Origin of the sequence: Paraburkholderia unamae (genome assembly GCF_003096875.1) — a bacterium.
In the GTDB taxonomy this organism is placed as follows: domain Bacteria; phylum Pseudomonadota; class Gammaproteobacteria; order Burkholderiales; family Burkholderiaceae; genus Paraburkholderia; species Paraburkholderia unamae.
Genome location: NZ_QEOB01000017.1, coordinates 96,751 through 115,200, shown reverse-complemented (window position 1 = coordinate 115,200; position 18,450 = coordinate 96,751). Strand labels below are relative to the sequence as shown.

At 65.1% G+C, this 18,450-nt stretch carries 19 protein-coding genes; 11 read left to right on the top strand and 8 right to left on the bottom strand.

The annotated features are described in order from the left end of the window. The first annotated feature begins 63 nt into the window (after window positions 1-63). The 3 genes from C7402_RS31155 to C7402_RS31145 are packed head-to-tail and all read left to right on the top strand — an operon-like array spanning window position 64 to window position 2,888. Entirely contained in the window at window positions 64-1,287 is a 1,224-nt protein-coding gene (locus C7402_RS31155; protein WP_112173751.1) for an Rv3169 family protein, read from the top strand. A gap of 12 nt (window positions 1,288-1,299) precedes the next feature. Continuing rightward, a complete protein-coding gene (locus tag C7402_RS31150) occupies window positions 1,300-2,364 on the top strand; it encodes a phosphotransferase family protein (RefSeq protein ID WP_112173750.1) in 1,065 nt (354 codons plus the stop codon). Then, complete coding sequence (locus C7402_RS31145) at window positions 2,361-2,888, top strand: hypothetical protein (RefSeq protein ID WP_116613373.1); 528 nt, start codon at window positions 2,361-2,363, stop codon at window positions 2,886-2,888. Before C7402_RS31150 ends, C7402_RS31145 begins: the two co-directional genes overlap by 4 nt. An 82-nt stretch (window positions 2,889-2,970) precedes the next feature. On the opposite strand, the gene C7402_RS31140 is transcribed toward C7402_RS31145, so the two are convergent. Genes C7402_RS31140 through C7402_RS31130 form a run of 3 tightly spaced genes read right to left on the bottom strand, consistent with a single transcriptional unit; the run spans window position 2,971 to window position 4,102 of the window. Beyond that, on the bottom strand, window positions 2,971-3,369 hold the full coding sequence (locus C7402_RS31140) for a putative quinol monooxygenase (RefSeq protein ID WP_112173748.1): 399 nt from the start codon (window positions 3,367-3,369) through the stop codon (window positions 2,971-2,973). Window positions 3,370-3,424: 55 nt separating this feature from the next. Further along, window positions 3,425-3,628, bottom strand: coding sequence for a hypothetical protein (locus C7402_RS31135; RefSeq protein ID WP_112173747.1), 204 nt, complete (start codon window positions 3,626-3,628; stop codon window positions 3,425-3,427). 42 nt (window positions 3,629-3,670) lie between these two features. Beyond that, window positions 3,671-4,102, bottom strand: a complete 432-nt coding sequence (locus tag C7402_RS31130; protein ID WP_112173746.1) for a PaaI family thioesterase — start codon at window positions 4,100-4,102, stop codon at window positions 3,671-3,673. A 324-nt stretch (window positions 4,103-4,426) separates the two neighbouring features. On the opposite strand from C7402_RS31130, the gene C7402_RS31125 reads away from it, so the two are divergent. The 3 genes from C7402_RS31125 to C7402_RS31115 all read left to right on the top strand — a co-directional run bounded on the left by C7402_RS31125 (window position 4,427) and on the right by C7402_RS31115 (window position 8,388). Further along, window positions 4,427-5,821 (top strand): aromatic ring-hydroxylating oxygenase subunit alpha, encoded by a 1,395-nt coding sequence (locus tag C7402_RS31125; RefSeq protein WP_116613372.1) that lies wholly within the window; start codon window positions 4,427-4,429, stop codon window positions 5,819-5,821. Window positions 5,822-5,872: 51 nt separating this feature from the next. Further along, window positions 5,873-7,459 (top strand): phytoene desaturase family protein, encoded by a 1,587-nt coding sequence (locus C7402_RS31120; RefSeq protein ID WP_165842034.1) that lies wholly within the window; start codon window positions 5,873-5,875, stop codon window positions 7,457-7,459. Between the two features lie 125 nt (window positions 7,460-7,584). Beyond that, entirely contained in the window at window positions 7,585-8,388 is an 804-nt protein-coding gene (locus tag C7402_RS31115) for an enoyl-CoA hydratase-related protein (protein WP_112173743.1), read from the top strand. Between the two features lie 81 nt (window positions 8,389-8,469). Here the strand turns inward: C7402_RS31115 and C7402_RS31110 are convergent, their stop codons facing one another. Next, window positions 8,470-9,636 carry an acyl-CoA dehydrogenase family protein gene (locus C7402_RS31110; RefSeq protein WP_116613370.1) on the bottom strand — a complete coding sequence of 389 codons (1,167 nt, stop codon included), beginning with the start codon at window positions 9,634-9,636 and terminating at the stop codon, window positions 8,470-8,472. 279 nt (window positions 9,637-9,915) lie between these two features. Between C7402_RS31110 and kce the strand changes: the two genes are divergently transcribed. The 3 genes from kce to C7402_RS31095 all read left to right on the top strand — a co-directional run bounded on the left by kce (window position 9,916) and on the right by C7402_RS31095 (window position 13,338). After that, window positions 9,916-10,851 (top strand): 3,5-dioxohexanoate:acetyl-CoA acetone transferase, encoded by a 936-nt coding sequence (gene kce / locus C7402_RS31105; protein ID WP_112173741.1) that lies wholly within the window; start codon window positions 9,916-9,918, stop codon window positions 10,849-10,851. A gap of 66 nt (window positions 10,852-10,917) precedes the next feature. After that, on the top strand, window positions 10,918-12,453 hold the full coding sequence (locus C7402_RS31100; protein ID WP_116613369.1) for an AMP-binding protein: 1,536 nt from the start codon (window positions 10,918-10,920) through the stop codon (window positions 12,451-12,453). A 15-nt stretch (window positions 12,454-12,468) separates the two neighbouring features. Then, window positions 12,469-13,338 (top strand): oxidoreductase, encoded by an 870-nt coding sequence (locus C7402_RS31095; protein ID WP_116613368.1) that lies wholly within the window; start codon window positions 12,469-12,471, stop codon window positions 13,336-13,338. Window positions 13,339-13,390: 52 nt separating this feature from the next. On the opposite strand, the gene C7402_RS31090 is transcribed toward C7402_RS31095, so the two are convergent. The 4 genes from C7402_RS31090 to C7402_RS31075 form a co-directional block, all read right to left on the bottom strand. Then, on the bottom strand, window positions 13,391-13,723 hold the full coding sequence (locus C7402_RS31090) for a DUF1488 family protein (protein WP_244314981.1): 333 nt from the start codon (window positions 13,721-13,723) through the stop codon (window positions 13,391-13,393). 7 nt (window positions 13,724-13,730) lie between these two features. Next, a complete protein-coding gene (locus C7402_RS31085) occupies window positions 13,731-14,108 on the bottom strand; it encodes a Rieske (2Fe-2S) protein (protein ID WP_116613367.1) in 378 nt (125 codons plus the stop codon). Between the two features lie 26 nt (window positions 14,109-14,134). After that, a complete protein-coding gene (locus C7402_RS31080; RefSeq protein WP_116613366.1) occupies window positions 14,135-15,544 on the bottom strand; it encodes an aromatic ring-hydroxylating oxygenase subunit alpha in 1,410 nt (469 codons plus the stop codon). 108 nt (window positions 15,545-15,652) lie between these two features. Then, window positions 15,653-16,435: a tyrosine-protein phosphatase gene (locus C7402_RS31075; RefSeq protein WP_116613365.1), complete on the bottom strand. Its 783-nt coding sequence runs from the start codon at window positions 16,433-16,435 to the stop codon at window positions 15,653-15,655. A 318-nt stretch (window positions 16,436-16,753) separates the two neighbouring features. On the opposite strand from C7402_RS31075, the gene C7402_RS31070 reads away from it, so the two are divergent. Beyond that, complete coding sequence (locus tag C7402_RS31070) at window positions 16,754-17,605, top strand: MaoC/PaaZ C-terminal domain-containing protein (RefSeq protein WP_112173735.1); 852 nt, start codon at window positions 16,754-16,756, stop codon at window positions 17,603-17,605. A 10-nt stretch (window positions 17,606-17,615) separates the two neighbouring features. Beyond that, window positions 17,616-18,425 carry an enoyl-CoA hydratase/isomerase family protein gene (locus C7402_RS31065; protein WP_112173734.1) on the top strand — a complete coding sequence of 270 codons (810 nt, stop codon included), beginning with the start codon at window positions 17,616-17,618 and terminating at the stop codon, window positions 18,423-18,425. Window positions 18,426-18,450 lie beyond the last annotated feature (25 nt).

Below are 18,450 nucleotides of genomic sequence, written 5' to 3'. Positions count from 1 at the left end.
CCACATCTGAGCGGCCCCTGAGCCGCGCACACCGTTTCTCAACTCGATATCTATCCATTAGCCATGCTAAGCAAATACGATGAGTTTCCGGTTCACCAGGCATCACGTCCGTTCGCGCACATTCCGTCCACCGACCTGAGTTGGGACGACGGCTACTATTTCGGCGTGTTCAGCGCCGAGCACAAGGTGTTTCTGCTCACGGGCATGCGCATCAATCCCAACGCGGACATGGTGGGCGCCTACGCGATCATTAACGTGGCGGGCCGCCAGCACTCCGTGCGTTTTTCGCGCTGCTGGCGCCAGCAGATCGACACGGTGATCGGCCCGCTCAGCTACGAGTTCGTCGAGCCGATGAAGGCGATCCGGCTGCGCCTCGAAGCGAACGACTCGGCGTTGTCGTTCGACATCATGTGGACCGGCGTGGCCCCGGCGTTCGAAGAGGCCCACCATATCGCCGAAACGCGCGGCCGCATCACCACCGACCAGACCCGCTATTCGCAGCCCGGCGTGGCGAGCGGCGTGATCGAGTTCGACGGCAAGCGCTATGACGTGACACCCGGCACCTGGAGCGGCGCACGCGATCACTCCTGGGGGCTCTATGCCGACCGCAAGCCGCTTGGCGGGCATCATGAATGGCTGCCGCCGCGCGAAGCCCCGGCCGTGCCGCGCGCACTGCGTTTCTGGACGCTCTTCGAAGCGGGCGAGTGGTCGGGCTTCTATCATATCCACGAGTCGCCGGACGGCGAGCAGGTCAAGATGAACGACGTCTTCGGCGCGCCGTTCGAAGGCAACCTGTTCAACGGCTGGCAGGGCCCGACCGTGGCGCTGAAGGCGGCTCGCCACGAGCTGCGCTTCAAGGAAGGCACACGCATCTTCACGGGCGGCACCATTCACCTCACCGACGACCAGAATCGCGCGTGGACGCAGCACTTCGAAGTGGCCGCGCCGCCCTGGGTCGTGCAGACGATGGGCTATACGCCCGGCAGCTGGAAGGACGGCGGCACGATGCACACCTACCACGGCAGCGAGACGCTGGCGATGGAGTGGGACGACTTCGACTTCAGCGAGCAGCCCTTTCTCTACACGCCCTATCAACCGAAAACGGGCCGCGGCGCGACCAGCGCGGAAGTGCTCGCCGCGTTCGGGCTCGGTTCGGGCGAGAAGATCCACGGCCTGGAGTTTCTGGTGCGCACGGAGTTGATCGCGCCGAACGGCACGCGCCATCGCGGCCAGGGTCAGGTGGAAAACTTCATTCAGGGCCGGTATGCGCCCTATGGTTTCGAATAAGGAGCGCGCGCGATGGAATTCTCGAAAGCGAGCCTGACACCCTATTTGCGCCACAAGCTCGGCCCGGCATGCGAGGTCGTCGAGGTCGAGAAGTTCGGCCGGGGCACGTCGCGCGAAACCTGGTTCGTCACGTGCGCCGGCGGCCAGGGCGAGGCGCGGCATCTGGTGTTTCGCCGCGACCCGGCCACCGGCAGCGTGGACTTTTCGCCGCTGAACCAGGAGCACTTCATCTATGAGCGCCTGGGCCGCACTGCGGTGCCGGTCGCGCGCGTGCTCTGGTGGGAAGACGACCCCGCATGGACCGACCGGCCCTTCTATGTTCGCGAGCATGTGGCCGGAAGCTGGGACATTCCCCACTTCAAGGACCCCTCGCCCGAATACGACGACCTGCGCATGCGCATTTCGCAGGAGCACATGCGCAAGCTGGCACTCGTCCACGCGGTGGACTGGCGCGCCCTCGAACTGAACGCGGTGCTCGGCACCGCGCCCGACACTGCGAGCGCGGCGCATCATTACCTCGACTCGGTCCTCGCGCTGATCGAGTCGCAGCGCATCGAGCCCATACCCATCGTGCTCGAAGCGGTGGAATGGCTCAAGGAGCGCGCGCCTGCCGCCTCGCGCATCACGCTGTGCAAGGGCACCAACGGGCTTGGCGAGGAGATCTTCGCGAACGGCGAAATCGTCGCGATGAGCGACTGGGAGGAAGCGCATATCGGCGACCCCGCCGCGGACTTCGCCTTCCTGCAAGAGTTCACGCCGACCATCGTGCGCGACGGCAAGGTGCTGTGGGATCTGGAGAAAGCGCTGGACTATTACCGCAGCGTTGGCGGGGCGCCGGTCAGCGCGGCTTCGGTGCAGTACTACTACATGGTGCGCGCGCTGCGCATGCTGGCGTTCAGCCACCGCGCCGGCGCGTCGGTCCATCGCTCGCCCGCCACGCCGATCCGGCAGGCCTGGACCGGCACCGAAGTGCTGCACTTCAGCAAGCTCCTGCTCGCGCACGCCATGGGCCTGGTGCCCGCGCCCGATCCGTCCTATTTCGCTGAACTGAACACCTCGGTGGAGAACGCGCCGTGATCTATCCAACCGCCACGGAAATCTTGCACTGCGTCGATCATGCCTTGCTCGACGCCTCCGATCCCGAGCTTGGGCGCATGTCCGTGAAAAGCGCGCTCGCAACGTGCCGGCACATGGTGCGTCACGTCGAAGTGCGCCTTCGCCTGGAAACGGCAATTCTGCTCGACGATATCGACAAGACCCGTTCGCTCCTCACGCAACTGGCCGCCCAGATCGACACGCTGGGCGAAGCCCAGGCGAGCCTTGCACAGCGCATACGCTCGACGCTCGACAACGAGTCAGCGGAACTCGAAAGCGCTGGCGACGATCTCGCACTTGTGCGGGCTCGCGCCCTGAACCTGCGCGAACAGGTCTATCAAACGCTCGCGTCGCTCCAGGCGCTCCAGATGCTTGACGCCGGCATCAAGGACACCGCGCACTACCGGCAGGCGCGCGGCCTGATACGCGAATACATCGCGTATGAACTGCAACAGGAGGCCCGGCTCATTGCGCCGGCGTTCAAGGGCCAAGGTCCGCGCCGTTGACCCCGAGCGCAAAACGACGAAGCGGGCGGACCTTACGGCACGCCCGCTTCATGCGCTCCCGACAATACGCAGACGCTACGCCTCAGATGAACTTGACGTTGATATCGCCGCTGCTCGGGTGCACCTGCGAAGGGCCGCTCGGATACAGTTCGAACACGTCGCGCGCGCCATCCATGCCGCTGAACAGCTCCATCGTCATCGGCGCCGTGCAGCACGCGAGCATCGCCCCCACGGCCGCCTTGAAGTCGGGCGACGCGCGCACCTCGTTCACCACCGCTTCGTTCTTCCACGATTCGATGGCGACGAACTCGGTACCGTCGCGCCCCCAACCCCAAAAAACGAGATTGGTCTGCGCTTCGAGAACCGGGAGTGCGCCGCTGCCGAGCGCATGAAAGATCGAAAGAAATTCCGTCTTGCGCGCGGGGTCGACCTTGAAGCGCGAAACGAACAGATTGTCCTTCGTGACGATTGCCGATGCCATGCGTGTCTCCTCCGTTAAGCCGTGTCAGTGATCCTGAAATGCCTTTGAATGCTGCCTATTTCGTGAACATGATCCTCAATGCGGCGAGGATGGTCCTGAAGCCGAGCAGCGCGAAGATCTTGCGCAATTCGGTGCCGGTGAGGATGGCCTCCACAGGCATCGCGCCCATGATCGTGCCGGTGACGATCAACCGCGTTCCGTTCGAATTGATGGCCGTCACTTCCATCAATTCCGAGTTGTCCGAAGTATAAAGTTTCATCCGATCTCCTCCTCAATCCTCTTGTGAATGCGTGCAGCCGCGTCAGCCGGCCGTTGTCGTGCCGATGGGCGAGCCCGGGCTCACGTATCGGAACGTTCCCGAGGCCGTGGCCAGCAAGGTGCCTGCCATGTCGCGCAACTCGCCGTCGCAGAACGCCATCGACTGCGTGACGTGCCGCACCAGCCCGCTCGCCGCCACGCGGTCGCCCGCCACCCCGCCCGGCCGCAAGAAGCTGGTCTTCATTTCGACGGTCACCGCGCGCCGCCCGAGCGTGTCGCGCGCGCGGCATGCGTTGGCCATCGCCACGTCGAGCATGGTCATCGCCACGCCGCCGTGCAGCACGCGCCCCGCGTTCAGGTGCATCGCCTCGATGGCGAGCACCGTGCGCGCTTCGCCGTCGGGTCCGGCGTCGTGGCGCAAATCGAGCAGCTCCTGAAAGGAGCGTTCGGCAATCGTGTCTTCCGAATGGTGCATCGCATGCCTCTTGTGAACACCGTGTCCTGTTCGAGCGCGCGGCGAGCGCTCATCGCGCTCACCTCCCTGTTCCGCGCCGTTTTTTCTCGCGTGCTCCGTCGCTCACGCTTTTGTCTCACTCATGTCTTTCGACATATCGTATCGTAGCATACAAGATTGACGAATGTTGCCGGATATTTTGCTGGTCGGCTGGCAATTCAGCTTGACGCGTTTTTCTCACATAGCGTATCGTCTTGTTGCATACGATAATCAGAAATACGGATTCCGGCGCATGCGCGCGAGGTGCGGGCGCTGACCCACTCAGAGACTGAGAAGGAGACTTCAATGCCGTTTCATTACCCGAAGGAAGTCGTTCCGGGCGAGTACACCATCGCTCCCGAGGCGCCGCCGGGCAGTCACGACGAGAAATCGCCGCCCATGCGCGAGCTCTACCCCAATCGCGACGACTACCTGCACGTGAGCCCGGAGCGCTATTTCAGCGGTGCGCACGCGCAGCGAGAGTGGGACGGGCTCTGGACGCGCACCTGGACCTGCGCCGGCCGGGCGTCCGATATTCCCGAAACGGGCAACTGGTTCAAGTACGACCTCGGGCGCGAATCGATCCTGGTCGTACGCACCGAGGCCGATCGCATCGAGGCGTTCTACAACGTCTGCCAGCACCGCGGCAATCAGCTCGTGCACGGCGACTTCGGCAAGAGCGAGCGCTTCACCTGCTCGTTTCACGGCTGGCAATGGAAGATCAACGGCCAGACCAACCTCATCACCGATGTGTCCACCTTCAAGCCCGAAGTCCTCAAAGGCCGCCTGAATCTGCCCTCGGTGCGCTGCGAGACGTGGGCAGGATTCGTGTTCGTGAACATGGACGACGAGGCCCCGCCGCTTGCCGACTTTCTCGCTGAAATTCCGCATTTCATGCAGAGCTACCAGATGGAGCAGATGCATGTGGTCAAGGACGTCGTGATCGAACTGGACGCCAACTGGAAGGTCGTGCTCGAAGCGTTCCTGGAGTCCTATCACTTGCAGGAGACGCATCCTCAGGCCAAGCCGTTCGTCGACGAAGTGCATTACCAGTTGGACTTCTTTCGCAACGGCCACGGCCGGCTGCACACGGCCATCGGCTATCCGAGCCCGCGCTGCGAGGACCGCAGCACCGTGGCGCCGGGCCTCGCCTATATGCTCGCCGAGGCGGGTGTCGACCCGGCGGCGTACGAGGGCCGCGCCATGCAGGCGCGCGACGCGCTGCTCGCCGCCAAGCGCGTGCCGGACAACCCCTACGGGATCGACTACAGCGGCTTTTCGGACAGCCAGGTCACCGACGACTGGAATTACTCGATCTTCCCGAACATGACGTTCAACACGCACCCGGAAGGCGTGCTCGTCATGCGTTTCCTGCCGCACCCGACCGACCCCGAAAAGAGCTACTACCACGTCTGGGTCATCAGCCGGAAGCTCAAAGGGAACGTGCGGCCGCCCGCCTATATGGGCGTCGAGCCGCACGTGGACATCAGCGGCGAAACGCGTCCGGCGCGCCGCTACAACTCGAAGCTCGACAACGAACTGGGCGAGGTGCTCGACCAGGACATCTCGAACGTCGAAGGCGTGCAGCGCGGCCTGCACTCGCGCGCGTTCCGGTTCAACCGCTACTCGGAGCAGGAGCAGCGGATCCTGCAACTGCACGCCGAAATCGACCGCTATCTGAGCGCCGCGCCGCCGCAATGAAGGCCGGCTGCGCAGCGCATGCAATGTGTCTCACCTATAAGAGGAAAGAGTATGTCGAAGTCTTATGACCTGATTGTCGTGGGCGCGGGACAGAACGCGCTGACCGCGGCGGCCTATCTGTCGAAGGCCGGGCTGAAAGTGCTGGTGCTCGAAAAGAACGGCCAGGTTGGCGGCGGCGTGGTGTCCAAAGCGGTCACGGCGCCGGGCTTCATGCACGATACCCATGCGACCACCATGGTGCTCGTCATGGCCAATCCGATGATCGCGAGCGATGAACTGGGCCTGCTTTCGAAGTTCGGCCTTTCGTTCGCCGACACCGGCGACGCCCCGTTTCACGCCACCGCATTCGACGACGGCACGGCGCTCTTCACGTACACGGACCTCGACAAGACCTGCCAGGCGATCGCCGAGGTGTCGCCCGTCGACGCGGAAGCCCACCGCTCGCTCGTGCAACGCATGATGCCCATGTCGGAGCTGTTCCTCTCCGGCACGTTCAAGCCGCCGCTGCCGTTCGGCCAGTTCATCTCGCTGCTCGAACAAAGCCGCGAAGGGCGTGAACTCGTTTCGGCCATGCTCAAGAGCAGCTACGACGTCATCTGCGAAATCTACACGCACGAGAAGGTGCGCCTGCACTTCCTCAAGTGGGCCTCGGAGCTCATGATCGGTCCCGAGGAAAAAGGCACGGGCGTCACGCCCTACTTCCTCGCCGCGATCCAGCACCGCAAGAAGGCGGGCATCGTGGTCGGCGGCTCGCAGTCGCTGGCCGACTCGTTCAAGCGCTGCATCGAACACTACGGCGGCGAGGTGCGCACGAACGCGCTCGTCACCGAATACATCGTCTCGAACGGCCGCTGCACCGGCGTGAAGCTGGAGGACGGCGAAACGCTGAGCGCGAGCCGCGCGGTGATCGGCGGCATCCACCCGCACGACCTGGGCAAGTTCCTGCCGGGTCTCGATCCGTATCTGATCGATCAGGGCAGAAAGGTGCAGTTGAGCCAGTTCGGCGCGGTCAACACGCACTGGGCGCTCAACGAAGCGCCGAAGTACAAGGCCGATGCGCGCTGCAACACGGCCGTGTGCACGGAAGTCGTGCCGGCCGACATGGCGCGTTTTCGCAAGACGTTCGACAACATGCGCTACGGGCGCATGCCGGACGACTTCAACGCCGTGATCCAGGTGCACACCAATCACGATCCGTCGCGCGCGCCCGCGGGCAAGCACACGCTCTATCTCTACACGTTCGCGCCGCTCCTGCTCGCCGACGGGGGCCTGGCCGGCTGGGAGCGCAAACGCGACGAGGTGAAGGAGTGGGTCATTACCGAGTATTCGAAGTACTGCACGAACATGGACGAGAGCAACATCATCGCCGGCTATGCTGAAACGCCGCTCGACATGCAGAACTGGAACCCGAACTTCCGCAACGGCGACATCTTCGGCGTGGGCTCGTACATTCATCAGTGGTCGGGCCGGCGTCCGTTCTCCGAAATCGCACAGTACGCGGTGCCGGGCATCGGCGGGCTGTACCTCTCGGGTCCGTTCCAGCATCCGGGCGGCGCCGTGACGGGCGGCGGCCGCGCAACCGCCATCAAGGTGATGCAGGATCTCGGCATCAAGCTGGCGGGGATCGCCGCCGTTTGAGCCTTGTTTGAGCAGCGCCTGCCGTGCTTCTGGGCGCTTCATCTACCGCCTCCACACAACGGCCTCGGCACGACGCATTGGTTCGCGCGTCTTGCCGGCGGCCGTTGCCACTTCTTCTTCCCGCGATGAACAGCCCGATACCCTCCCTCGCCGAAAATTTCCGGTACATCGAGGCCTCCGCCACCGATGGCGTCGTCACGCTCACGATCAACCGGCCCGACGTGCTGAACGCCTTTCATCCACCCGCGTGCGCGGAACTCGGCGCGGCGCTCGACGCGTTCGAGCACGACCCGGCGCTGCGCGTCGCGCTCATCACCGGCGCGGGCGAGCGCGCGTTCAGCGCGGGCTTCGATCTGCAATACGCCAACGCGCATCCGGAACTGTATGAGGCGCCGATGTTCGGCTCGGAACTCGTGCGCCGCGCGCGCGGGCGCAAGCCGGTCATCGCCGCCGTGAATGGCGTGGCGCTAGGCTTCGGCTTCGAGCTTGCGCTTGCCTGCGACTTGATCGTCGCTGGCGCGGGCGCACGCTTCGGCCTGCCCGAGGTGAAGGTGGGACTTGCCGCGCTCGCGGGCGGCGTCGTGCGCCTCACGCGCGAGCTGGGGCCCAAGCGCGCACTGGGCCTCGCGCTATCGGGCGACATCATCACCGCGGCCGAAGGGCTGCGCCTTGGCTTCGTGAACGCAGTCGCCGAAGGCGACGTCATGGAAATGGCGCGCGCGCTCGCCGTGAAGCTCTCGCGCAACGCGCCGCTCTCGCTCGCGGCCACGCGCGAGATGGCTTATCGAAGCCTCGATCTGCCCGACCTCGAAAGCGCGCTCGACCCCGCCCAGTATCCGTCGCTTCGCGCGGTGCTCGCGAGCGAGGACGCGCAGGAAGGACGCCGCGCGTTCCTCGAAAAGCGGGCGCCGGTGTGGAAGAATCGCTGAGGCACCAAGGCATCGACGCAAACGGCGCGGGCCTATGCGGCCCGCGCCGGTATGAGGCCGCCGGATCGCGGCCGGGTCATATCAGTACGATTTCGGCAGATCAAGCACGCGTTCGGCAATGAACGAGAGGATCATCTGCTCGGTCACCGGCGCGATGCGCGGCAGGATCGACTCCCGAAAGAGCCGCTCCACTTGGTACTCGCGCGCATAGCCCATGCCGCCGTGCGTGAGCACGGCGCGGGTGCTCGAATCGAAGGCCGCGCGCGCCGAGAGCAGCTTCGCCGCATTGGCTTCCGCCCCGCAGGGCAGCCCCTGATCGTAGAGCCACGCCGCGCGCAGGCACATCCAGTAGGCCGCCTCCGTTTGCGTCCAGCATTCGGCGAGCGGATGCTGAATGCCCTGGTTCTGCCCGATCGGCCGGCCGAACACAATGCGCTCGCGCGCGTAGTTCGCGCCGCGCCGGATCGCGTCGCGCGCGAGCCCGACCGACTCGATGCCCACGAGAATGCGCTCGGGATTCAGGCTGTCGAGCAGATAGTGGAAGCCGCGGCCTTCTTCGCCAATTCGATCGGCCTCCTCAATGAACAGATCGTCGATGAACACCGCGTTCGAATCGACCGCGTTGCGGCCCATCTTCTTGATGCGGCGCACTTCGATCTTGCTGCGGTCGAGGTCGGTGTAGAACAGCGACATGCCTTCGGTCGGCTTCGCGCAGTCGACTTTCGGCGTGGTGCGCGCGAGCAGCAAAATCTTGTCAGCGACCTGGCCCGTCGACGTCCACAGCTTGCGGCCGGTCACGCGATAGCCGCCGGGCACGCGCGTGGCCAGCGTCGAGATGCTGGTCGTGTCGAGCCCCGCGTCGGGCTCGGTCACGCCAAAGCAGGCTTTCTGCTCGCCCTTGATGAGCGGCACGAGCCAGCGGCGTTTCTGCTCGGGCGTGCCGTGGACCACGATGGAATGCGGGCCGAACAGATTGATATGGAGCGTCGAGGCGGCCGAATACGCGCCGCCGCTGGAGGTCACGGCATGCATCATCACCGCCGCCTCGGTCACCCCCAGGCCCGAGCCGCCGAGTTCCTCGGGCATCGTGATGCCGAGCCATCCGGCGGTCGCCATGGCCGCGTAAAACTCCTGCGGAAAGCGGCTTTGCTCCTCACATTCGGTCCAGTACTCGTCGCTGAAACCCGCGCAGACCTTGCGGACGTTGGCATCGATTTCCTGGTGCAGTTCTGACAAGGCGAAGTTCATAGAGACTCGATCGCAGACGTTGAACAAGCGAGCACCCTCAATGGCACTCTTCTGGCGCAATTCTAGTACGCTTGCATACGATATGCAACGCTTATTCAAGCGCTGACGGCGAGACGCTCAATCATCGGTACGTGGCAGCCCGCATCCGTTTCCGCGCTCATATCCCAACTCCGGTGATTTCCCGCCGCGTCGAAATATAGTATTCTTCCGTATCGTATGCACAAAAACACAATAGAGGATGCGGCCGTCCTTGCCCATCCCGCCACCAGGAGCGAGCTCATGCGTCAGGCAGACAAAGTCATCATCACCTGTGCCGTCACCGGATCGATTCATACGCCGACCATGTCGGACGCCCTGCCCATCACACCCGAGCAGATCACCGAAGCGGCGGTGGGTGCGGCCGAAGCCGGTGCGTCGATCATTCATCTGCACGCGCGCGATCCGCAAACCGGCCGCCCCTCGCCCAGCGCGGATCTGTTCATGAAGTTCCTGCCGGCCATCAAACGCCGCACCGACGCCGTGCTCAACGTCAGCACCGGCGCGGGCCTCGGCATGTCGATGGACCAGCGCGTGGAAGCCGCGCGCGCGGCGCGACCCGAAGTGGCCTCGCTCAACATGGGGTCGATCAACTTCAATATCTCGGGGGCGGCGCAGAAGATCGACGACTTCAAGTTCGACTGGGAGCGCCCCTACCTGGAGAGCACGAAAGACTTCGTGCTGAAGAACACCTTCCAGGACATCGAGACGATCATCGTCGAACTCGGGCATCGTCACGGCGTGAAATTCGAGTTCGAATGCTATGACGTGGGCCACCTCTATACGCTCGACCATTTCGTGCGGCGCGGCCTGCTCAAGCCGCCGTTCCTCGTGCAGTGCATTTTCGGCATTCTCGGCGGCATTGGCGCGGACCTTGAGAATCTCGCGCACATGAAGGCGGTCGCCGATCGTCTGTTCGGCAACGACTACTACCTCTCCGTACTCGCGGCGGGCCGTCACCAGATGCGCTTCGTCACGCAAAGCGCGCTTTTCGGCGGGCATGTGCGCGTCGGTCTGGAGGACAGCCTCTATCTGGAGCGCGGCCGCTTCGCGCAATCGAACGCGCAGCAGGTCGCGAAGATCCGCCGCATTCTCGAAGAACTCTCGCTCGAAGTCGCGACGCCCGACGAAGCGCGCAAGATGCTCGACCTCAAGGGCGGCGACCAGGTGGCGTTCTGATCGGAGCGGCGCGGCGACGCACGACTCAATCACGCCCCGGCTAACGAACCGACAAAAGGCGCCTGCATGGACCGATTGCACGACAACGCAATGCTGCACCCCGGCAAGGTCGCCGCCGTGTTCACCGGCGGCGCCTCCCTCACTTACGGCGAACTGGACCGCCGCGCCTCGCGCGTGGCGCGCTGGCTCATCTCGCTCGGCCTCGCGCCCGGCGACGGCATCGCCCTGTTGATGGACAACGACCCGCGCACCTTCGAGCTGTGGTTCGGCGCGCGCCGCGCGGGGATCTACTACACGCCGCTGAGCACGCAACTCACCCGCTTCGAGGTCGCCGACATCGTCAACGATTGCGGCGCGAAACTGCTCATCACCACCACCCGCACCGCGGCTATCGCCGACGATCTCCCACCGCTCCTGCAAAACGAGTTGATCGGGCACTTCGTGATTGGCGAGACCCAGAACCATGCGCAGTGCTACGAAGCCGCCGTGCTCACCGCGAGCGACGAAGGCGAACTGCCGCCGCGGCCCGTGGGACGCGAATTCCTCTATTCCTCCGGCACCACCGGCAAGCCACGCGGCATCCGGCGGCCGCTCGCGCGCTACGAGGACCGCTACGCGCTGCCCGAACTGGAACAGCGCTTGCGCGCGATCTTCGAGCTTTCCGCCGGCACCGTCTACCTGAGCCCGTCGCCGCTCTATCACTCCACGGGGCGCTTCAACGTGCGCGTGATCGAGTGCGGCGGCACGGCCGTGGTGATGGACAAGTTCGACAGCGAGGCGGCGCTGGCCGCCATCGAGCGGCATCGGGTCACGCATTCGCACTGGGTTCCCACCATGTTCGTGAAGCTGCTCGCGCTGCCCGAGGCAACGCGAGCGCGCTACGACCTCGCTTCGATGCGCCGTGCCATTCACGCCGCCGCGCCTTGCCCGCCGGAGCTCAAGGACGCGATGATCCAATGGTGGGGTCCGATTCTCGACGAATACTACGGCGGCACCGAAAACGCGGGCGTCACCTATATCGACTCGCACGACTGGCTGCGGCATCGCGGCTCGGTCGGGCGGCCGATATGCGGCGCCGCGCATATCCTCGGTGACGACGGCGCGGAACTCGTTGCGGGTGCAACCGGTTCGATCTGGTTCAGCGGCGGCGTGGGCTTCGCCTATCACAACGACGCCGCGAAAACGGCCTCGGCCGTCGACGCTCGCGGCTGGGCGACATACGGCGACATCGGGCATCTCGACGCCCAGGGCTATCTCTACATCAGCGACCGGCGCGCCGATCTCGTGGTGACGGGAGGCGTGAACGTCTACCCGCAGGAGATCGAAAACGTCTTGCTGACGCACCCGGCCGTGTTCGATGCGGCGGTGATCGGCGTGCCCGACGCCGTCTACGGCGAGCAAGTCAAGGCCGTCGTGCAGCTCAAGCCCGCGAGCGCCTGCGGCGACGCTGTGCGCGCGGACCTCCTCGCGCATTGCGCCGCGAGGCTTTCGAAAATCAAATGCCCGCGCACGATCGAGTTTGTCGACGCACTGCCGAGAACCGAAACCGGCAAGCTCCTGCGCAGGGTGCTCAAGGCGCGCCACCGCACGGCGCACAACTAGACGAGGAGAACACGAATGACGGGCAAGGTCTGGATGGTCACGGGCGCGTCGCGCGGCATCGGCGCGGCGGTCGTTGCCGCCGCCCTGGAAGCGGGACATCGGGTGGTCGCGGCGGCGCGCCATCCCGGCGCAATCGAAGCGCCGCCGCAGCACGCGCAGCGGCTGCTCGCCGTGCCGCTGGACGTGACGCGCAGCGACGACGTGCACGCGGCGCTCGACGCCGCGTACCGGCGCTTCGGGCGCATCGACGTGCTCGTGAACAACGCCGGCTACGGACAGGTAGGCTGCTTCGAGAACACGTCGGACGCGCAAGTGCGCGCGCAGTTCGAGACCAACGTGTTTGGCGCGATGAACCTCACGCGCGGCGTGCTGCCCGCCATGCGCAAGCAGCGCGGCGGGCACATCTTCACAGTGTCTTCCATTGCGGGATTCGTCTCGTTCTCGGGCTCCTCCATCTACAGCGCCTCGAAGTTCGCACTGGAAGGCTGGATGGAAGGACTCTCGCACGAACTCAAGCCGTTCGGCATCCACGCGACGCTGGTCGAGCCCGGCTTCTTTCGCACGAATTTTCTCGACGCCAGCTCGATCGGCTACGGCCAGTTCGATATCGACGATTACGCGCCGTTCACGGCGCAACTCGTGGAACGGCATCGCTCGATGAACCATCGGCAGATTGGCGACCCCGCGAAGCTCGCGGGCGCGCTGCTTGGCCTTGCCGAGTCCGCCAGCCCGCCGCTGCGGTACGCTGCCGGCTCCGACGCGGTCGAGTTCGCACTGGCGAAGATCGACAGCTTCCGGGCCAATATTGAGGCATGGCGAGCCTTGTCCGTCTCGACGGACAGGGATGAACGCGAGGAAGCACTCGCGCAGAAACGCAACGTCTGAATTCGTGAGCACTGGCGGGAGCTTGCTGGCGCTCCCAGCCGCTATCAGATGACTAAGCCGCTACATGCAGCGCAACCTTCGCCTGATCGCGAAAGTCGCGCGAGCCGAGCATCACGGGCTCGCGGCGCTCCCTGAGCAAACGCCGCTCGACGGCCGCCGTGATGCGCTGGCTCCCGTCGAGAAACGACTTGATGACATACGACTCGCTCGCGCCCTCGGGCAGCCAGAAATGCTGCTCCAGCGTTTCGCGCGCAATGGCGCAACGCACTTCCCGCTCGCCGAAGCGGCCCGTGAAAAGCACCAGGCTGCCGTCGCGCGAAAGCGTCACTTCTTCGTAGCGCACGGCGCGCCGGCTGCCCACTACGACGATCGATACAGGCATCATCACAACCTCAGGCATCCTGACTGAAATCCGGAAAATAGCCGACGTTCGCGCGGGGCGCATCGACTTCGATACGCCCCGCGCGCTCGCGCACCGCGAACGTGCGCACCGCCGTACGCGTCACGCCGTTCAGCGACGCCCCGCTGGCAAGGTCGAAACACGCGCCGTGACGCGGACAGCGTATCGCGCCCCCCTCGATCGCCCCGCCTTCCAGAGGTTGGTGCGCATGCGGGCATAGATTGGCGAGCGCATGCACCTCGCCGCCCACGCGGCAAAGCAGAATGCTTCGGCCATTCACGTTCACCGCGCGCTGCGCGCCCGAGGCCAGCTCCGCCGACGCCATGGCGTCGACGAATTGCGCCCCGGCGGCTACCTTTTCCGTTTCCATAAGTTCAACTCAGGGTCAGGCCCGGCTCACTGGTCGACATAGCGATCGAGCGTCTCGTGAAAATGACTGATGCGGCACTCCTGGTACTGCCCGAGCGTCGCAAACGCGCGCGCGTCGCTCGCGGCCCGCAAGCCGAGTTGAATGTTCGGCAGATTGCTCATGTCCTGCTCGAAGATGTGGCTGATGAGGCCGAGTTGCGGCACACCCTCGAACGTCTCGTCGAAACCCAGTTCGATCACGGGCGCCGACGGCGGACGCGGCACGCCGTTGCCCGGCAGCGGCAGCAGCAGGCGGATCACCATCACCGACTCCTCGGGATTGTCCTTGTAAGGCAGGAACTGATAGCTCAGCGGCAGCCCTTCGCCGTACCACGGGCAGAAGTTCGGGAACATGAAGTACTGCACGGTGTCCACGAGTTCCGCGTCGGTGAGCGCGGAGAAGTCGCGCCCCAGGGCCTTGCTCATCAACTGTCTGCGCCACTCGGCGACTTCGGCGCGCCCGCGTCCCGCTGCGGCGTCGAAACGCGGCACCACGGCGTCGGGGCCCATGGCCATCGCGAAGACCTGGGTGACGGCGTCGACGGCCGCCTGGGCCGAAGCGTCATCGCCCAGATGCGGGCTCGGAATGCCAAGCGGCGTGATGAGCCGGCTCACATGGCTCTTGCCGTCGTCCCAGATGTCGTACTGCGTGGAGGCGTCGCCGGTGAACGGCAACGCGTCCGTATGTGTCTCGATCACGTGATAGGCCTCGAGAAACGCTTCGAGCGTGACCTTCCAGTTCGCGCGCACGAGCTTGCGCACATGCACGAAGGTGAAGCGTTCTTCCGGCTTCCAGCTGGCGAAATGCTCGGGCAGCACGCCGAGCGCCTCGACCAGCGGCGCCGCCTCGGGATCGGCGTTCACGAACACGAAACCGCCCCAGCGGCCCACCTTCACTTCGGGCAGGCTGTAGTCGCTGCCCTCGGTCTGCGGGAAGTCCCACTGGCTCGGAATGTTGTGCAAGCTGCCGTCGAGATTCCATTCCCAGCCGTGGAACGGACAGCGCACGCGCTCGCCGGAGCCAAGGCCGCCGCAAAGACGCGTGCCGCGATGCAGGCATGCGTTGTAGAACGCGCGGATTTCATCGGGTGCGCTGCGCACGATCATGAACGACAGGTTGCCGACGTCGTAATTGACGCGATCGCCAACGGCGGGAATATCCTCTTCGCGGCAGGCGAATTGCCACGTCTTCTTCCAGACATGCTCCGTTTCGCGCTGCGCAAACGCCGCGTCCCAATACTTCGCGAAGGCAACCGGACGGGCCAGCGGATCGACAGTGCCCGCCGCGCGCAGCGCAAGCGGAAGCGGACGGCTGTCGTTCGCATGAAGCTCGCAAACGAGCGGACTCACAGCCGACGCGTGGCCGCGCTTGCGCTCCCCAGAAGTAGTGCCGGTCATTTCAAACCTCTCGTATTGTCAATGTTGGCCGGCACGCGTGGGCGCCGGACGAAATGGATGGCTCGGGTAGAGCACGGTGGGACTGCGGTGGCGCGGCTGTCGTGCGCCTTATCCGGCGAGCAGCCGCTCGCGGACCTCGCGCAGCGTGGCGGCATCGACGCCGCCTGCCGCGAGATAGCCCTCCAGCGAGCCGTTTTCCAGTTCGATGACCTCCAGCGCCGTCTCCAGATACGACTCGCGCACGGCCGCCAGCGCGCTGACAACGGCACGCGACGGCTCGCGGCCCAGCAGCACGAGCAACAGGTCGGCGATGGTGAGTTCGAGCCGGGCCGGGTCGCGATAGCGCGCCGTCAGCAGGTAATCGGCAAGTACGTGCTCGCGCGGTGCGCCGAGCGCCATCTGGATCACGGCCGCCAGCACGCCAGTGCGGTCCTTGCCCGCGGTGCAATGAATGATGAGCGGCGCGCCGTCGCCCTCGGCCAGCCGCTTGAACAAGGCCGCGAGATGCGGCTGCAACGCATGCGCGATCTCGCGATAGGTCTGAAGCATCGCTGCTTCGGCGGCGGCCTGGGTGGTGCTCTCGCGCAGCATGTCGAGGATGCAGGACTCGCCGGAGCGCAGATCGGCATTCACGTCCATGTGCAGGACCTCGGGCGACTGCCCCGCGGGCCAGGGCGTCGGCTCGCGCTCCCGCTCCAGCGCCCCGCGCAAATCGCACACGAGCCGGATGCCGAGCCCGGCCACTTGCCCGAAGTCCTCGGGCGTCAAGCCGGCAAGCACGTCGGAGCGAAACAGCTTGCGCTGCGGCACGTAGCGCCCGTCGCGGGTGTGATAGCCGCCGAAGTCCCGGAAATTCGGCGCGCCGCGCAGGCGGATGTAAGCGTCGGTCATGGTGATCTCTTTCGTCGTCACTGGTCGTCACTACCTGGAAACACCACGCGAAACCACGGCGTGGAATCACGTCGGGCGAAAGCCGCCGGTCGATATTCGTTCCGAAGCATAACATCCCATTCAAATATCGTAATGTTGCGAACGATAATTTTCGCCAAACCGATCACAACCATTCTTTGAATCACGTGCTATTGCCCGTTTTCACCCACAAAATCGTGGACACATTTCGTATGCTTCCGTATATTAATTTTAACGATCGGCCGTGCTCCGCGCCCTCCGGTCGCGCCTGCGCAACCCACTCACAAGAGCAGACCCACCATGAATCTCGAGAAGGTACTTTCCAGAAAATTCGAGGCCATCGAGCATCCGCTCGTCGCGCGCGACTGCATGCTGTACGCGCTCGGCATCGGCATCGGCGAGGCGCCGCACGACCCGGCCCAGCTCCAGTTCGCCTATGAGGACGGCCTCAAGGTCTTCCCCTCCATGGTCAACGTGATCTCCCACCCGGGCGGCTGGGTCAAGGACCCGGCGCTGGAAATCGACTGGGTCAGGTTGCTGCACGGCGAACAGGCCTTCGAGATGCACCAGCCGCTCGAAGTCGGCAAGACGTATGTGGGCAGCTTTCGCGTCACGCGCGTGGTCGACAAAGGACCCGGCAAGGGCGTGATGCTCTACCAGGAAAAACAGTTGCACGAGCAGGACACGCAGCGCCTCGTGAGCACCGTGACCTCGACCTACGTGCTGCGCGGCGACGGCGGCAGCGGCGGCACGACAAACGAGGCACCCGCGCCGCATCCCATTCCCGAGCGCCCCGCCGACGCGCGTTGCAGCATTCCGACGCTCGGGCGCGCCGCCCTGCTCTACCGGCTCTCGGGCGACTACAACCCGATTCACGCCGACCCGGCGCTCGCGCGCAAGGCCGGTTTCGAGCAGCCGATTCTTCATGGGCTCTGCACGCTGGGCGTCGCCACGCGAGCGGTGCTGCAAACATGGTGCGACAACGACCCGGCGCGCCTGCGCTCGCTGCGCTTGCGCTTTTCCTCGCCCGTCTATCCGGGCGAGACCATCGTCACCGAGTTCTGGCGCGACGGTTCGACGATCAGCTTCGTCGCGCGCGTGGCCGAACGCGACGTGGTCGTGCTGAACAACGGCCGCGCCGACATTGCCTGAGGCCGCCGATATGGAACCCACCATCGACTACGCACGCTACGAGAGCCTTGCGATCACGAAAGAGGCCGGTGTGGCCACCGTCGTGCTCAACCGGCCCGACACGCTGAACGCCATCGACGCCACGCTGCACCGCGAACTGGCGACGATCTTCGACGACCTCGCCGACGACGCGGAGGTTTCGGTCGTCGTCCTGACCGGCGCGGGGCGCGCCTTCTGCGCGGGCGGCGATCTAAACTGGCTCACGCGGCAGATCGAGCATCGCCAGCCGTTTCTGCACTCGCTGCGCGAAGGCCGCAAGATCGTCGCGGGCGTGCTCGAATGCCCCAAGCCGGTGATCTGCCGCATCAACGGCGACGCCATCGGCTTTGGCGCGACGCTGGCCTTGCTGTGCGACATCATCGTGGCCGTGGACAGCGCGCGCATTGCCGACCCGCACGTGCGCATCGGTCTCGTCGCCGGGGACGGCGGCGCGCTTATCTGGCCGCAACTCGTGGGCTATGCGCGGGCCAAGGAGTTCCTGTTGACGGGCAATAGTCTCGACGCCGGCGAGGCGGCGCGCATCGGCCTCATCAACTACAGCGTGGCCGAGGCGGATCTCGACGCCACCGTGCAGCGCTTCGCCCGGCAGATCGCCAACGGCGCGCAGTCGGCCATCCGTTACACCAAGATGTGCACCAACTTGCCGCTGCGCCAGATGATCGCTTCGGTGCTCGACAACTCGCTTGCCTGCGAAGGATTGACGCTGCTCCAGAACGGCGAACTCAAGGAGGGCATTGCCGCCTTTCGCGAGGGCCGCAAGCCGCGCTTTCCCGCGCCGTGATCTCCGCCCCACTCTCTACGGATCG

What these genes read in the sequence shown, in the direction of transcription:
- C7402_RS31065 (WP_112173734.1), top strand. Translation starts at nt 17,616, where the DNA reads ATGGAACCCACCATCGACTACGCACGCTACGAGAGCCTTGCGATCACG.
- C7402_RS31130 (WP_112173746.1), bottom strand. Translation starts at nt 4,102, where the DNA reads ATGCACCATTCGGAAGACACGATTGCCGAACGCTCCTTTCAGGAGCTG.
- C7402_RS31125 (WP_116613372.1), top strand. Translation starts at nt 4,427, where the DNA reads ATGCCGTTTCATTACCCGAAGGAAGTCGTTCCGGGCGAGTACACCATC.
- kce (WP_112173741.1), top strand. Translation starts at nt 9,916, where the DNA reads ATGCGTCAGGCAGACAAAGTCATCATCACCTGTGCCGTCACCGGATCG.
- C7402_RS31095 (WP_116613368.1), top strand. Translation starts at nt 12,469, where the DNA reads ATGACGGGCAAGGTCTGGATGGTCACGGGCGCGTCGCGCGGCATCGGC.
- C7402_RS31115 (WP_112173743.1), top strand. Translation starts at nt 7,585, where the DNA reads ATGAACAGCCCGATACCCTCCCTCGCCGAAAATTTCCGGTACATCGAG.
- C7402_RS31110 (WP_116613370.1), bottom strand. Translation starts at nt 9,636, where the DNA reads ATGAACTTCGCCTTGTCAGAACTGCACCAGGAAATCGATGCCAACGTC.
- C7402_RS31120 (WP_165842034.1), top strand. Translation starts at nt 5,873, where the DNA reads ATGTCGAAGTCTTATGACCTGATTGTCGTGGGCGCGGGACAGAACGCG.
- C7402_RS31155 (WP_112173751.1), top strand. Translation starts at nt 64, where the DNA reads ATGCTAAGCAAATACGATGAGTTTCCGGTTCACCAGGCATCACGTCCG.
- C7402_RS31100 (WP_116613369.1), top strand. Translation starts at nt 10,918, where the DNA reads ATGGACCGATTGCACGACAACGCAATGCTGCACCCCGGCAAGGTCGCC.
- C7402_RS31090 (WP_244314981.1), bottom strand. Translation starts at nt 13,723, where the DNA reads ATGATGCCTGTATCGATCGTCGTAGTGGGCAGCCGGCGCGCCGTGCGC.
- C7402_RS31070 (WP_112173735.1), top strand. Translation starts at nt 16,754, where the DNA reads ATGAATCTCGAGAAGGTACTTTCCAGAAAATTCGAGGCCATCGAGCAT.
- C7402_RS31140 (WP_112173748.1), bottom strand. Translation starts at nt 3,369, where the DNA reads ATGGCATCGGCAATCGTCACGAAGGACAATCTGTTCGTTTCGCGCTTC.
- C7402_RS31075 (WP_116613365.1), bottom strand. Translation starts at nt 16,435, where the DNA reads ATGACCGACGCTTACATCCGCCTGCGCGGCGCGCCGAATTTCCGGGAC.
- C7402_RS31080 (WP_116613366.1), bottom strand. Translation starts at nt 15,544, where the DNA reads ATGACCGGCACTACTTCTGGGGAGCGCAAGCGCGGCCACGCGTCGGCT.
- C7402_RS31085 (WP_116613367.1), bottom strand. Translation starts at nt 14,108, where the DNA reads ATGGAAACGGAAAAGGTAGCCGCCGGGGCGCAATTCGTCGACGCCATG.
- C7402_RS31150 (WP_112173750.1), top strand. Translation starts at nt 1,300, where the DNA reads ATGGAATTCTCGAAAGCGAGCCTGACACCCTATTTGCGCCACAAGCTC.
- C7402_RS31135 (WP_112173747.1), bottom strand. Translation starts at nt 3,628, where the DNA reads ATGAAACTTTATACTTCGGACAACTCGGAATTGATGGAAGTGACGGCC.